We start from the raw sequence: 12,964 nt of genomic DNA on the forward strand, positions 1-12,964 counted from the left end.
GTTCGCCCAGATCGCATTCCCGAAACGCTCGCACAAGCTTCGTTGCCTAGGGTGGCCCTGGGCATAGGCCTGATCCGTATTTGCGATGTGGGAACAGAATGAATCTGTTGGCTCAATTCAATCAAGTTTTCGAGAATCTGGCCAAGCTCGGCCAGACCAAGCTTATTGCGCTGGCAGGGGTAGGCGTCGTTTCTCTTGCGCTCGTCCTGGGCGCCGCGTTTTATGTCAACAAGCCTGCCTATGAAACGCTCTACGTAGGGCTTGAGACCACGGACCTTAACCAGGTCAGCATCGCTCTTGCGGAGGCCAGTATCGACTTTGCCGTCGGAGCCGACGGAGCAACCATCCAGGTCCCGGTTGGCATGACAGGCAAGGCCCGCCTGCTCCTCGCTGAACGCGGGCTGCCCAACAGCGCGAATGCGGGCTACGAGCTTTTCGACAATGTCGGCTCCCTTGGCCTGACCTCCTTCATGCAGGAAGTCACCCGTGTGCGGGCCCTTGAGGGTGAGATCGGCCGCTCGATCCAGCAAATCAGCGGCGTGGCAGCCGCAAGAGTTCACATCGTGATGCCCGACGTCGGCAACTTCCGGCGAGGCGAGCAAAAGCCGACGGCGTCGGTGATGATCCGCGCCAGCACCAGCACCGGCCGCAAGGCCGCAGCCTCCATTCGGCATCTGGTCGCGTCCGCCGTTCCGGGTCTCGAAGTTGACGACGTCACCATTCTTGATTCCACCGGGCAGCTCCTTGCCGCCGGCGACGAGTATGGAAACAGCGAGCTCAACCGGTCGCTCAACATCGTGCAGTCGGTGCAGCAGGAACTGGAAACCAACATCGACAAGGCGCTGGCACCATTCCTCGGAATGGACAACTTCCGCTCCAGCGTGACCGCGAACCTCAACACGGACAGCCAGCAGATTCAGGAAACGATCTTCGATCCGGAATCACGCGTCGAGCGTTCGGTCCGCATCACCAAGGAAGAGCAGCGTTCGCAACAGAACCAGAACGATTCTGCAGCGACCGTCGAACAGAATATTCCCCAGGCTGCTCCTGAGGCGGGCGGCGCCACAGGTCCGCAATCCTCCGACCAGTCGGACAAGAAGGAAGAGCAGACGAACTACGAGATTAACAGCAGGACTGTTGCGACGGTCCGCAACAGCTACCAGATCGAGAAGCTGTCGGTCGCCGTGGTCGTCAATCGCGGTCGTATCGCCCAGATGGTCGGCGAACCCGTCGATCAGGCGAAGATCGATGCCTATCTGGCCGAGATGCAGAAGATCGTGACGTCCGCCGCCGGCCTCAACCAGGAGCGGGGGGATGTCGTGACACTCACCGCCATGGACTTCCTGGAGTCGCAGCTTCTCGAAGAAGCAGCATCGGGGCCGGGCGTGACCGAGGTCCTCAGCCGTAATCTCGGAGGCATCATCAACTCCCTCGCCTTCGTCGTGGTCGCCTTCCTGGTTGTCTGGCTCGGCCTGCGCCCGCTAGTCCGCACCGTCGGTGCAACGACCGCCTCCACGGAACTGTCTGCCGACAGCGCAGGCCTCGAACTGCCTGACTTCTCGCCTGCGGCCGGCGGAAGCTCGTTGATGGAGGGCTTCGGCTCCGACTTCGGCTTCGACAGCACCGACGATCTGCTCGGAATGGGCGACGACGAGGGTGGCTTCAATCGCCGCGTCAAGGAAGGTCCGGAGAAGCGGCTTTCCCGCATGGTGGAAATCAGCGAGGAGCGGGCCGCGAAGATCCTCCGCAAATGGGCAGTCGATCAGGCGGCCTGACCGTAGCTCACAGAAATGTTACCAGAAAAGGTCGACCGCAGGGTCGGCCTTTTCTGTTTACATACCCGTGGTTTGTCTGGATGCATCGATCGTTCGTTGATCCGCCACGTCCTCCTGCTCCTGGAGATGACATCGAAGCGATGGAAATTTCCGGCGGCTTTCCTAGAATGGTTACGAATCGACGATCAGATGGAGGCGAGTCGCTGAACAGATGGATCTGGAACGCATTTTTGGCCTCTCCAGACGTGCTTGTTAAGGGTTAGCAAGGCGGATGGATTCAAGGGGAGTGAGGGCAGTAAGAGAGACCCTGGGAATTGAGGATGATACGTCCTCGACGCCTTCGTCTCGGGAACGTGTTGTCCGCAAGCTCTCGCTTACTGCCGGTGCGCGCGGCGTTCCGTCCTCGATGCATCTTCTGGCCGAATATGTGGGTGCCTCCCATTTCCTCCTCGCCCGCTGCGACCTTATCCAGCAACAGGGTCTCGAATACATCATCTCTTCCGATTGGCCTTTTGATCTGGTCCGCCGCGTCGCACCTGAGATCGCCAGCAACTACGCAAGATCGACGGAGCTGGATAAGTGTCTCTCGCTCTTTGCCCCTACCTTTTCTCTCGTTCCCGATGACACACCTGTTCCGGACAACATCAGCCGGCAGTATTGCTCCCTCAGTCTGTGCGTCGGGCGGACGCGCTATATGCTGCTCCTGCTGTTCTCGGAGGGGCTAATCCTGTCGCAGGAGCGATTGCGGGAAGTGGGGCTTCTGGCGGCCTACGCCGTCAGCTCCTCCGATCGACGAGAGGTCCGCACCGAGCGGGATTTCGAGCTTACGGAACGTGAGCTGGAGTGCCTGTTCTGGATTGCAGAAGGCAAGACAAGTGACGAGATCGCTACCATCCTCGGTATCTCGCGCAACACCATCAACAATTACATAACGAGCGTAATGCGGAAGACGGGTACCAAAACCCGCTCGGAGGCCATAGCCTACGCAGTGCGCCACAACCTTGTCTAGGGAAGCATGGCATGAATGGGATGAAGGCATAGCATGGCGATCGACGCCTCCACGGCGGCGCATTTCCTCCGCGCTCAACGGCCTACCAGCCGCGCCGATATCTTTCCAAGACTGGTGGCGATGCAGAAGCATCTGCGGGCCCGCAATTTCGTGATGTTCCGGATCGCGGGTGGAGGTCTTCCGGGCAAGCGGAAGCTGATCTCCGAAATGGACAACTGGGGAGAGGAGCACTCCCGCCATCTCGCCATGGTGGTGGAAACCTACGGCGAGGCGATGTTGGACCACGTGGAGACATCGCTCCTGCCGTTGGCTTGGACCGGCTCTGACCACATGAGCTTCGTACAGGCTTCAGAGTTCACGCCTCTCATCCGTGAGCTTCCCTCGGACGTTCTGCCTTTCTCTGGTTTGGCCTTTCCAATTCGGCTTGGCGCGACTGGGAACGGCTATCTGGTCTTCACCGCTGCCTCCCTCAACCTCTCCAGCGACGCTATCGTCGAACACCATGTGCTCGGCTGCCAGATCATGATGGACCTGCTCGCGCTGGACGAGCGGCGGACGGTGACCGCCGAGACACTCAGTGAACGGGAGGTTGCCTGCCTGCAACTGGCGGGCGACGGACGCATCAGCGAGGAAATTGCCGATAATCTTGGTCTGTCCGTCCATACGGTCAACGCCTATCTCGGTTCGGCGACCATGAAGCTCGATGCCGTGAATCGGATACAGGCCATAGCCAAGGCGATCCGCCTCGGCCATATCCATTGAGGGAGAGGAGGCGGATCCCGCCTAGCTGGCCAGAGCCATGGGCGGCGTCGTCTTGACGAACCGCGCTTCCTGGAGACTGCGCTCGAGGAACTCCGTATTTGCTTCCGGGTTCTCCAGCGGCGTCTGGAAGGCGATGTGGTCGATCTCGATTCCCGCCTGCGTGTCGGCGAGCGTCAGGCGGGCATAGACGGAGACGCCCTTCGGCTTGATCTCGAGATCCAGAACGACCTGCGGCGGCCCGCTCCACTCCAGCGAATACTCACCACCGGCACCGAAGTTGATCGTGCCGGGATGGAAATACAGTTCCGCGGCCGACGAGACAAGGTCAGCGAGATTGCCGTAGGACTCCAGCCGTATCAGGGAAATCAGGTCGCCGGCGTCCAGTAACCGGAGCTCTGTAGCCACGGGACTGATGGCACTGGCGAGTATCTTTTCTCTTTCTGCAGCGTGGTCGCATTTTTTCATGACGCTCAATGTGTCCGTTGATTCGGCTAACGGGCCGCGTAAACCCGATGCACCAGTTCCGCCACCGCCTTGTAGAAGGCTGGCGGAATGACGCTATCAACCGAGACTTGCGCAAACATGGAGCGGGCAAGGGGCGGATCTTCGAAGACCGGAATCCCGTTGGCTTCGGCAATTTCGCGTATCTTGAGGGCGATGAGGTCCTGGCCCTTGGCGACGACCACCGGCGCGTCGTTCTCCTCGCGTACGTAGCGAAGGGCCACTGCAAAGTGGGTGGGGTTGGCGATCACCAGCGTGGCGCGTGGCACGCTGTCGATCATGCGGCGTCGGGCGCGATCTCGGGCGATCGACCGCTGCCTCGACTTCACCAGCGGGTCGCCCTGGGCCTGCTTGTACTCGTCCTTCACCTCCTGCTTCGTCATCTTGAGCTGGGTGAACCAGTGATGACGCGACCAGGCCACGTCGATTGCGGCGAGGAAGGCGGTGGCCAGGAGCACGATGACCACCATCTTGCGGGCTATTCCGTCAAGCTTGACCAGAATGACCTGCGGGTCCGAGAACATCGCATCGATCGCTGCGAAGAACTCGCCGCGCATGACGAAGTACATGATGGTCGAGACGATGAGGATCTTGAAGAAGGACTTGCCGAACTCGACCATGCCCGCGACGCTGTAGATGCGCTCGAAACCCTTCTTAGGTGAGATTCGCGACACCTGCGGACGGATACGCTCCAGGACCATGGACGGCATGTTCTGCGCAAGCGAGGATCCCACGCCGAACAGGATGAAGAGGAGCATGACGGGGATGAGGAATCCCGCGACGGCCCAGGCAAGATGGACGCCGAGCGATATGACGTCCGGCCTATTCTCCAGTTGCCATTGATCGGGCTGCGAGAAGACGTCCTTCAGGGTCTCTGCGAGGTTGGCCATGCCGGAGGGCATGAAGAAGACCAGGAAGATGTAGAAGGCAAGTGCCGACGCGAAGACGGGGACTTCTCGCGCAAAAGGCACGTTGCCCTTGGCGGCCGCGTCGGAGATTTTCTTGGCGGTAGGGTCTTCTGTTTTGCTGTCTTTATCTTCTGACAAGACGTCCGTCCCCGCCGAATCGATCAGGCCTGCAGCCGCAGGCTAGCGCATGCGGGCGCTAGCCGGTAATCGAGTCAACAAAAAGACTGTGGGCAGGCCATGCGAGAAATGCCAGTGCGGCCTCAGGCCGCCTGCACGTCGCCGCCTTCTTCCGGCTCCTTGAGCAGGATCTGCCCGGCGGTTGCGAGTCGGATCGCTTCCTGCGCTACGGCGCGCCGTGCAATTGCCACTTCGCGCGGGTTCAGTGCCGCAGCCGGCACGGCGAGATCCGATTCGATCATGCGGCGCTGGCGTGGGCTGATCGCGGAAAGCACGCACTCCTTGATTTCGGAGCTCGCACCGCGAAGCGCCATCGTCAGGATATCCGCTGCAACGTCGTTCAGCAGCAGGACACGGCTGCGCTGCGGCATGTAGAGGAGGTCCTCGAACAGGAAGATCTTCGGGCGAACCTTGTTGACGGCTTCCTTGCTGATCGTCTCGAGAGACGTGAGCAGCGTGTCGACCTGCGGCTTGTCGAGCTCGTTCATCAGTTCCGCGACCTTCGCGGAACCCTGCGAATTGCGCTCTGCGTCGATAGCGGCAATCAGGTCCACGACCCGCTTTTCGATGATCTGTGCAGCCTTCGCGCTCACGTCCTTCATGTTGACCGTACGGTTCATGATGTCGGCGCGACGGCTTTCGGGCAGTTGCAGCAGGACCTTTGCGCCGAAGGAGGACGGCAGCATCGACAGGATGTAGGCCATCGTCTGGGGATGCTCGCGCGACAGGAACTTGGCAACGAAGGCCGGATCGGCATCCTGCAGACGGTCCCATATCGACGATTCGTAAGCCTGAAAGGCAGTGCGGCGGCCGAGAAGGCCGTCGACTTCCTCAGGTGTAAGCCCCTCTTCGAGGATCGCCTCGATTGCGGCGGCGTTGTCCATGAGACCCGTTCCTTCAGTGAACAGGTCTTCGAATTCGTTGACGAGCAGCAACAGCTCGTCAGGCGGAATTGAGCGCAAGCGCTGGGCAGAGGCGATGATGGTCTGGAGTTCGGCCTGGGTGAAGTACTTCAAAAGCTTGCCGGCAACGCCCTTGCCCATGGCAAGAAGCACAGCGGCGGCCTTTTCGGCTTGGGACAACGGTTTCTCGGCTACAGCGCCACCGAAATCGTCAAAGTCCATCATGGTCTTACCTCTCTGTCCCTACACCGGGATCAGGCTCTTTTCGTACTGAGTACTTCAGTTACCTTCACGCCAAAGCGCGTGTCGTCATTGTCGAGCACGGTGATCTCACCTTTGCCGATTCGCCGACCGTTGACCATTATCTCAACGGGCTCGCCGATCTTCTTGTCCAGCGCGATCGTTGCACCTTCTTCGAGGTTCATCAGCCCGGAAACCTGCATACGGCTCGAACCAAGAACGATCTCGACGTCGATCGGAATGTCCATGATGAGGTCGAGGTTGGCGGCGAGCGCGCTACCAGGCTCCTGGACGCCACCGGAAAAGGTCGGTTCGTCCATGCTTGCGCCGCCGAAACCGGAGCCCCCGAGGTCGGAACCACCGAAGTCGGTGTTGCCGAAATCGCTGCCCCCGAAATCGCCGCCTCCAAAGTCCGCGAGACCAGCGGCGGAGCTGTCTGCACCGGCGAGATCAGAGCCGAACTCTGCACCGAAATCGCTGGATCCTGCGGGTGAAAGGTCACCGCCGACATTCCCGAAGTCGGCATCGAAGCCTGGTACGCCATCGCTGTCAGCCTTGAGCACGCCACGCAGGTCATCGATCGCCTGATCGAGTTCGCCGCTCGCGACGCCGGGCATCGCGATGTCCTCTTCGGTCACTGGTGTCTTCTTCGTAGCCATGTGCTCATTATTCCCGTTGAAACTTGCGTCAACCTGCCGTGCGGATGATGACCCGGTACGGCTCTATCCCATCAGATGGTCAAGGATTTCATCGTCGGTGCTGATGTTGTCTTTCACGCGGACCGTATACCGCTCGCCGGAGCGGCCGAGTTCGCAGGCATACATGTCCATGCCGTTGGCACGCACCTGAACCGTCACGTCCTTCTTGTCCTGGAAGGCAATGACGTCGCCAGCGGCCAGGCGAGATATGGTTCCGAGGGTCAGCGTCTGGAGACGGACGCGCGCCTCCAGCGTCACGTGGGAGCGTCGAACCTGCTCGGAGATCCGCTCATACCACTCTTCCTTGGTCTTGGAGGATTGCCCCTTTGCCTTCGGCATGACGACCTTGGTCTTCAGGAAGGCGCGCTGCGGAATGACGAGAGCGAGCTCGGACGCGACTTTGCCGATCTCTACGGCGAGACGGATGGCCACGCCGAATTCGGCCGGAGTGGCCTCGTCCGGTCCCGGACGATCCTCGAAGTTGTGGCTGCGCTCCAGTATTGCCTCGAAGCCGCCCTGGGCGTTCACGCCCGAGCGTAGGACCTCACCCATCTTGCCGAGGACCATCTGCGCGAGATCGAGTTCGATCTCCGACAGAGGCCGTTCGAAGGGCTGCTCGATGGTTTCCGGCAGGGCGCCCAGCATGCGCTCCATCAACGCGATGATGAAACTGTTGCCGCAGGCGAGAACAAAGTTCGGCGACCAGTTGCGAAGCGAGCCGTCGGCAAGCGTGAACGTGTCGCCGAGATCGGCGACCAGGTCCGTCATCAGCCCGGAAGAGCAGCCGGTATAGGCTACGTCGATTGAGATGCCTGTCTCGCTGTTGAAGACATCCGGCAGGAAGTCGGCATAGAGCCGACCGAAATCAGCGCTGATCTTCTCGATCGTCTTCCGGTCCCCAAGCCCCCCCGTCAGTCTCGCGAGAAGGGCGAAGTCGATTGGAGCCGGGGAGAATTCCCTTGCCTCGGTCGTCGTCATCATGCCGCCTTGTTTTCACCGCCCGGATTCATCATTTCCTGCTCGACCGCATCGATCGAGGGGCGCTCGTAGTTGGAGATTGTCTTGCGTCCGTATTCCAGCGCCACCTGTGGGACAGAGCCGTTCATGTAGGCGAGAAGCGTCTGCTTCACGATGATGAAGAGGCGATGCTGCTTAGTGCGCACGATCTTGACCTGCGACGCCAGCGGCGTGCAGACGGAATAGGAGAGGACGATGCCGAGCATCGTGCCGACGAGTGCGGCGCCGATCAGGCCGCCGAGAACTTCGGGCGACTCGTTGATCTTTCCGAGCGCCTTGATGACCCCGAGAACTGCCGCAACGATGCCGATGGCCGGGAAACTGTCGCCCATCTGCGCGATGGCGTTGTAAGGCTTCATCTTGTCGTGGAGAAGCGTCTCTAGTTCTTCATCCATGAGCGCTTCGATTTCGTGCGAGCGCGCATTGCCGATGATGATCAGCCGGACGTAGTCGCAGATGAACGAGGTGAGTTCCTTGTTCTTCAGAAGATTGGGGGCGGTCTGGAAGATCGGGGATTCTTCGGGATTGTCGATATGCGCTTCGATCTCGTTACGCGACTTCGTGCGCAGGTCACGCATCAGCGAGTAGAGGACACCCAGAACATCAAGGTAGTTGCGCTCCTTCGGCACGGCGTTCTTGAACACCTCGCCGAGCGCCTTGCCCGAGTCCTTTACCACCTTCATGGGGTTCGCGACGATGAAGCCGCCGAGGCCGGCACCGCCGATGATCACCAGTTCGAATGGCTGAATGAGAACGTCGATATGCCCACCCATGGCCATGTAGCCACCCAGGATGCAGCCGAACGTGATCACCATTCCGATTAGAATATTCATCCGGGTACCCGCACAGAAGTTGAGACTTTCACAGTGGAGATACGGCCTCTGGCTTGCGTGAGGCTGGTTCAGACAGAAAAACCGGTTCGGAGCATCGGGGGTAAGGTACAGCCTCGCACAAGTCTTCCGTCCTAGTGCTTGCCATCAGAATCGGGCGCATTGTCCGAGAGAAGCCGTTTCACCACGCCTGGGGGACCCGAGATGATCACGACTTATACCAGCTATGCGATGATCAGCAGGGACTTGCCGAGCTCTCTGGCGCGCGTCGCCGAGAAGCCGGATGTGGCGCGCGAGACCGAATACTACCTGGCCAACATCGGCAAGATAAAAACTGTCGATGATTTCATGGCTGACAGCCGCATCTATAACTACGCCCTCAAGGCCCATGGCCTGGAAGACATGGCCTATGCCAAGGCCTTCATCCGGAAGGTGCTGACCGAAGGTGTGGCAGACAGCGAAGCATTTGCGCGCAAGCTCGCCGACAGCCGGTATGCAGCGCTCGCCGAGACCTTCAACTTCGAGGCGCACGGCGCCGCGGCTACCGCTTTCGAGAAGGCGCAGAAGGGCGTGGTCGAGCGATACACGCGCCAGACGCTGGAGGAGGAGGCAGGCGCGGATAATCCCGGCGTGCGGCTGGCGCTCTATTTCGAGCGCATGGCCCCTTCCATCAAGTCCGGCATGGAAATCCTGGCCGACGATGCGCTCGTCGAGGTGATACGGACCGTCCTTCAGTTGCCCGATGAGATCGCTGCGATGGATGTCGACCGCCAGGCCGAATTTATCGAGGACTCCATCGACGTTGCTGACTTCCAGGACCCCGCAAAGGTATCGAAGCTGCTGGAGCGGTTTGCGGCCCTGTGGGAGATGGAGAATTCGAGCGATCCCGTCTCCTTCGTTTCGCTCTTCGCCCCATCCACTCAGGGCATCTCGACTGACCTTCTCATCTCGATCAATTCACTGAAACTCGGAGGCAAATGATATGCAGTCCGGACTATACGTCGGAATTTCCTCGCAGATCGCGCTCGAGCGCCGTCTGAACACGATCGCCGACAATATGGCCAACATGAACACTGTCGGCTTCCGCGCGACCGAGGTCAAATTCGACGAGGTCTTGAGCAGCACCCGTAACGAACTGAATGCCAAAGTGGCGTTCGTCACCCAGGGCAACGATTATCTGTCCACGCGCCTGGGCCAGATGCAACAGACAGGCAATGCCCTCGACTTTTCCATCAAGGGTGATGCTTGGTTCACGATCGATACGCCCGCAGGGCAGGTGCTGACCAGGGACGGCCGCTTCACGATGCTCGAGACCGGTGAACTCGTGTCGATCATGGGGCACCCGGTTCTGGACGCCGGCGGCGCACCGATCCAGCTCAACCGCAATGGCGGCCCGCCGACCGTCGGTGCCGATGGCCGCATCATGCAGGACGGCCAGCCGGTCGCGACGCTTGGCCTGTTCACCGCTGACCTTTCCCAGGGGTTCCTGCGGGCAGACAATAGCGGCGTCATTCCCGTGGCTGCGCCCCAGCCGGTCGTCGACAACTTCAACGTTGCCGTGGTGCAGGGGTACATCGAGGCATCGAACGTCAACGGCATCAGCGAGATGACGCAGCTGATCCAGGTGAACCGTGCCTTCGAGGGGATCTCCGCAATGATGCGCGACACCGAAGCCTCCTTCGACGAAGCCATCAAGACACTTGGCGGCGGCCGATAGGAACTGAATGCCAATGTTTGACCAGGCGGCAATCCTGCAGGCAGTCACGGGCGGAAAGCTGGCGCAGCTTGCCGAGATCACCGAACGCTACGCCAATCCGGCCCATTCGGTGGCGCACGGAGGCCATGTTCGCACGATTGCGGCGGGTCACTATGCGGTTGCGGGCCTCTCGCGGCATGTTCGGCTCGGGGAGTTTGTGGCCCACCGCAGCGCCACCGGCATCCACCTCGGCGAAGTGGTTCGCGTCGAACCGGAGGTGGTCTACGTCTGCCCGATCGAGCCCGGCGAGCCGATTGGCATCGGCGATACCGTGATCCGCAAGGGCGCTTTCCGGGTCGCCCCGGACGACAGCTGGTGCGGGCGCACGATCAACGCGCTGGGAGATCCGATCGACGGGCGCGGACCACTGGTCAAGGGACGCGTCAAGCGCTCCATCTCCAATACGGCGCCGCCCTCGATGACCCGCAGCCGCGTCGAGAAGGGATTCATGACCGGCGTTCGGGCAGTTGATATCTTCTCACCGCTCTGCCTTGGCCAGCGCCTGGGCGTGTTTGCCGGTTCGGGCGTCGGCAAATCCACGCTTCTGTCGATGCTGGCTCGTGCAGACGCCTTTGACAAGGTTGTCATTGCGCTCGTTGGCGAACGAGGACGAGAAGTTCGCGAATTCATCGAGGACACGATGGGCGCGCACATGGCAAAGGCGATCGCGGTCGTTGCGACGAGTGACGAAAGCCCGATGCTACGCAAGATGGCGCCGCTGGTCGCCGTGACGATTGCCGAGCATTTCCGCGACCAGGGGGACAATGTCCTCTTCATTGTTGACAGCGTCACCCGCTTTGCCCATGCGATCCGAGAGGTCGCCGTCGCTTCCGGCGAGCCGCCGATCGCGCGCGGCTATCCGGCTTCCGTCTTCACCGAACTGCCGCGCCTACTCGAACGGGCAGGGCCGGGCGCCGAAGGTGCGGGCACCGTTACGGCGATCATCTCGATCCTCGTGGATGGCGACAACCACAATGACCCCATTGCCGATTCGACGCGTGGCATTCTCGATGGCCATCTTGTGCTGGATCGAAGCCTCGCGGAGGAGGGGCGCTATCCACCGATCAATCCCCTTGCGTCGATCTCCCGTTTGGCCCGCAAGGCATGGACGCCGGACCAGGAGAAGCTTGTTTCCCGCCTGAAGGCGCTCATCCACCGATACGAGGAAACGCGCGACCTGCGCCTTATCGGTGGATATCGCCCCGGTAGTGATCCGGACCTCGACATGGCGATCAAGCAGGTGCCGGTTATCTACGAAGTTCTGAAGCAGACGCCGGGCGAGCAGCCTTCCGCTGACGCTTATGCCGACCTCGCCACAGCGCTGCGTAACGCGGCCGGTCAGGCGCCGCAAGCTGCGAGACAGAGAGGGTAAGCATGGCTGAAATCGACACGCCGGAGATGGACGACCTGCACCGGCTGCAAAAGAATTCGCCTCGCGCAGGGGATCGGATCCTCACGGCCACCGGCATCGCGCTCGCCGCAGCCTCGGCGATCTTTCCCTGGTACGTCTTTTTCAATGAGGACAAGTTCGGTATCCGCACCCCGAGCTTCGAGCATACACGCGATCTCCCGCCGGGGCAGCCGCGTAATGTGATGAGCGTCTCGCCTCTGGCTATGGTCGACAATTCGGATGATGACGAAGCGGCGCCGGCACCTGAGCCTGCAGATAGCCTGACCACCGCAACGACGTCGGCGCTGGGCGAGGAGGAAGAGCGCGGCAGGCTGCTCGAAATCCAGCCCTTCCCCGGGAAGAGTTCGTTCCGCTTGCTGCACGTCACCAATGGCCGTGCACTGATCGAAGACGGCGCCGGCATGTGCATGGTGCGCGTCGGTTCGATCCTCCCCGACAACAGCAAGCTGGCCCGAATCGAGCAACGCGACGGTAAGTGGGCAATCGTCACCTCCTCGGGCGAAGTCTACGAGGATCAAGGCGCGGGGCGTCCGTAAGTCCCACGCAAGATTACCTGCATAGTCTCCAGACAGAACGATGGAGAAGCCTATGCAACCGATTCAACTATTCGCGCTCGCATCCCGGCAGGCTGAATGGCTTTCGGTCCGTCAGGAGGTTGTGGCGACCAACATCGCGAATGCCAACACGCCCCAGTTCCGCGCCAAGGACATCACTCCGTTCAATGCGGTCCTGGACCAGACCCAGGTCAGCATGGTCCGGACGCATCCCGGACATCTGGCGGCGAGCCAGTACGGCCAGGACATCGAAGTCAGCGAAAACGAGCTGAACAACGAGATCGGCCTGCAGGAGTCCGGCAACACCGTGGCGCTCGCCGAGGAACTCTCCAAGACCGGAGAGATCAAGCGCCAATACGAGCTCAGCACGAGCCTCGTGAAGTCTTTCCATGGCATGATGCTCATGACGGTAAGAAGGTAAGCA

At 60.7% G+C, this 12,964-nt stretch carries 14 protein-coding genes; 8 read left to right on the top strand and 6 right to left on the bottom strand.

The annotated features are described in order from the left end of the window. The first annotated feature begins 98 nt into the window (after positions 1 to 98). The 3 genes from fliF (at position 99) to visR (ending at position 3,546) form a co-directional block, all read left to right on the top strand. Positions 99 to 1,775 carry a flagellar basal-body MS-ring/collar protein FliF gene (fliF, locus tag NT26_RS01005; protein WP_052636917.1) on the top strand — a complete coding sequence of 559 codons (1,677 nt, stop codon included), beginning with the start codon at positions 99 to 101 and terminating at the stop codon, positions 1,773 to 1,775. A gap of 271 nt (positions 1,776 to 2,046) precedes the next feature. Continuing rightward, positions 2,047 to 2,784 (top strand): transcriptional regulator VisN, encoded by a 738-nt coding sequence (gene visN, locus NT26_RS01010; RefSeq protein ID WP_052636918.1) that lies wholly within the window; start codon positions 2,047 to 2,049, stop codon positions 2,782 to 2,784. Between the two features lie 33 nt (positions 2,785 to 2,817). Continuing rightward, a complete protein-coding gene (gene visR, locus NT26_RS01015; protein WP_052636919.1) occupies positions 2,818 to 3,546 on the top strand; it encodes a transcriptional regulator VisR in 729 nt (242 codons plus the stop codon). Between the two features lie 21 nt (positions 3,547 to 3,567). On the opposite strand, the gene NT26_RS01020 is transcribed toward visR, so the two are convergent. From NT26_RS01020 to motA, 6 genes are all read right to left on the bottom strand, one after another. Beyond that, entirely contained in the window at positions 3,568 to 4,011 is a 444-nt protein-coding gene (locus NT26_RS01020) for a hypothetical protein (protein ID WP_052636920.1), read from the bottom strand. Between the two features lie 26 nt (positions 4,012 to 4,037). Continuing rightward, the gene (gene flhB / locus NT26_RS01025) at positions 4,038 to 5,093 is read right to left on the bottom strand and encodes a flagellar biosynthesis protein FlhB (protein WP_052636921.1); all 1,056 of its coding nucleotides are present in this window, start codon (positions 5,091 to 5,093) and stop codon (positions 4,038 to 4,040) included. Positions 5,094 to 5,215: 122 nt separating this feature from the next. Continuing rightward, positions 5,216 to 6,259: a flagellar motor switch protein FliG gene (gene fliG / locus NT26_RS01030; protein ID WP_052636923.1), complete on the bottom strand. Its 1,044-nt coding sequence runs from the start codon at positions 6,257 to 6,259 to the stop codon at positions 5,216 to 5,218. A gap of 29 nt (positions 6,260 to 6,288) precedes the next feature. Continuing rightward, positions 6,289 to 6,933 (bottom strand): flagellar motor switch protein FliN, encoded by a 645-nt coding sequence (fliN, locus tag NT26_RS01035; RefSeq protein ID WP_052636925.1) that lies wholly within the window; start codon positions 6,931 to 6,933, stop codon positions 6,289 to 6,291. A gap of 63 nt (positions 6,934 to 6,996) precedes the next feature. Then, entirely contained in the window at positions 6,997 to 7,950 is a 954-nt protein-coding gene (locus NT26_RS01040) for a FliM/FliN family flagellar motor switch protein (protein ID WP_052641647.1), read from the bottom strand. Next, entirely contained in the window at positions 7,950 to 8,822 is an 873-nt protein-coding gene (gene motA, locus NT26_RS01045; RefSeq protein ID WP_052636928.1) for a flagellar motor stator protein MotA, read from the bottom strand. Before motA ends, NT26_RS01040 begins: the two co-directional genes overlap by 1 nt. 201 nt (positions 8,823 to 9,023) lie before the next feature. On the opposite strand from motA, the gene NT26_RS01050 reads away from it, so the two are divergent. Genes NT26_RS01050 through flgB form a run of 5 tightly spaced genes read left to right on the top strand, consistent with a single transcriptional unit; the run spans position 9,024 to position 12,961 of the window. After that, positions 9,024 to 9,800, top strand: coding sequence for a DUF1217 domain-containing protein (locus tag NT26_RS01050; RefSeq protein WP_052636930.1), 777 nt, complete (start codon positions 9,024 to 9,026; stop codon positions 9,798 to 9,800). A 1-nt stretch (position 9,801) separates the two neighbouring features. Then, positions 9,802 to 10,536, top strand: a complete 735-nt coding sequence (gene flgF / locus NT26_RS01055; protein ID WP_052636932.1) for a flagellar basal-body rod protein FlgF — start codon at positions 9,802 to 9,804, stop codon at positions 10,534 to 10,536. Positions 10,537 to 10,549: 13 nt separating this feature from the next. Continuing rightward, positions 10,550 to 11,947, top strand: coding sequence for a flagellar protein export ATPase FliI (gene fliI / locus NT26_RS01060; protein WP_162197803.1), 1,398 nt, complete (start codon positions 10,550 to 10,552; stop codon positions 11,945 to 11,947). Between the two features lie 2 nt (positions 11,948 to 11,949). Continuing rightward, a complete protein-coding gene (locus tag NT26_RS01065; protein WP_052636936.1) occupies positions 11,950 to 12,522 on the top strand; it encodes a hypothetical protein in 573 nt (190 codons plus the stop codon). Between the two features lie 52 nt (positions 12,523 to 12,574). After that, positions 12,575 to 12,961 (top strand): flagellar basal body rod protein FlgB, encoded by a 387-nt coding sequence (gene flgB / locus NT26_RS01070; RefSeq protein WP_052636938.1) that lies wholly within the window; start codon positions 12,575 to 12,577, stop codon positions 12,959 to 12,961. The last annotated feature ends 3 nt before the right edge of the window (positions 12,962 to 12,964 follow it).

The sequence above is a fragment of the Pseudorhizobium banfieldiae genome (genome assembly GCF_000967425.1).
Classification (GTDB): domain Bacteria; phylum Pseudomonadota; class Alphaproteobacteria; order Rhizobiales; family Rhizobiaceae; genus Neorhizobium; species Neorhizobium banfieldiae.

What these genes read in the sequence shown, in the direction of transcription:
- NT26_RS01040 (WP_052641647.1), bottom strand. Translation starts at nt 7,950, where the DNA reads ATGACGACGACCGAGGCAAGGGAATTCTCCCCGGCTCCAATCGACTTC.
- visN (WP_052636918.1), top strand. Translation starts at nt 2,047, where the DNA reads ATGGATTCAAGGGGAGTGAGGGCAGTAAGAGAGACCCTGGGAATTGAG.
- flgB (WP_052636938.1), top strand. Translation starts at nt 12,575, where the DNA reads ATGCAACCGATTCAACTATTCGCGCTCGCATCCCGGCAGGCTGAATGG.
- fliF (WP_052636917.1), top strand. Translation starts at nt 99, where the DNA reads ATGAATCTGTTGGCTCAATTCAATCAAGTTTTCGAGAATCTGGCCAAG.
- NT26_RS01020 (WP_052636920.1), bottom strand. Translation starts at nt 4,011, where the DNA reads ATGAAAAAATGCGACCACGCTGCAGAAAGAGAAAAGATACTCGCCAGT.
- fliI (WP_162197803.1), top strand. Translation starts at nt 10,550, where the DNA reads ATGTTTGACCAGGCGGCAATCCTGCAGGCAGTCACGGGCGGAAAGCTG.
- fliN (WP_052636925.1), bottom strand. Translation starts at nt 6,933, where the DNA reads ATGGCTACGAAGAAGACACCAGTGACCGAAGAGGACATCGCGATGCCC.
- visR (WP_052636919.1), top strand. Translation starts at nt 2,818, where the DNA reads ATGGCGATCGACGCCTCCACGGCGGCGCATTTCCTCCGCGCTCAACGG.
- fliG (WP_052636923.1), bottom strand. Translation starts at nt 6,259, where the DNA reads ATGATGGACTTTGACGATTTCGGTGGCGCTGTAGCCGAGAAACCGTTG.
- NT26_RS01065 (WP_052636936.1), top strand. Translation starts at nt 11,950, where the DNA reads ATGGCTGAAATCGACACGCCGGAGATGGACGACCTGCACCGGCTGCAA.
- NT26_RS01050 (WP_052636930.1), top strand. Translation starts at nt 9,024, where the DNA reads ATGATCACGACTTATACCAGCTATGCGATGATCAGCAGGGACTTGCCG.
- flgF (WP_052636932.1), top strand. Translation starts at nt 9,802, where the DNA reads ATGCAGTCCGGACTATACGTCGGAATTTCCTCGCAGATCGCGCTCGAG.
- motA (WP_052636928.1), bottom strand. Translation starts at nt 8,822, where the DNA reads ATGAATATTCTAATCGGAATGGTGATCACGTTCGGCTGCATCCTGGGT.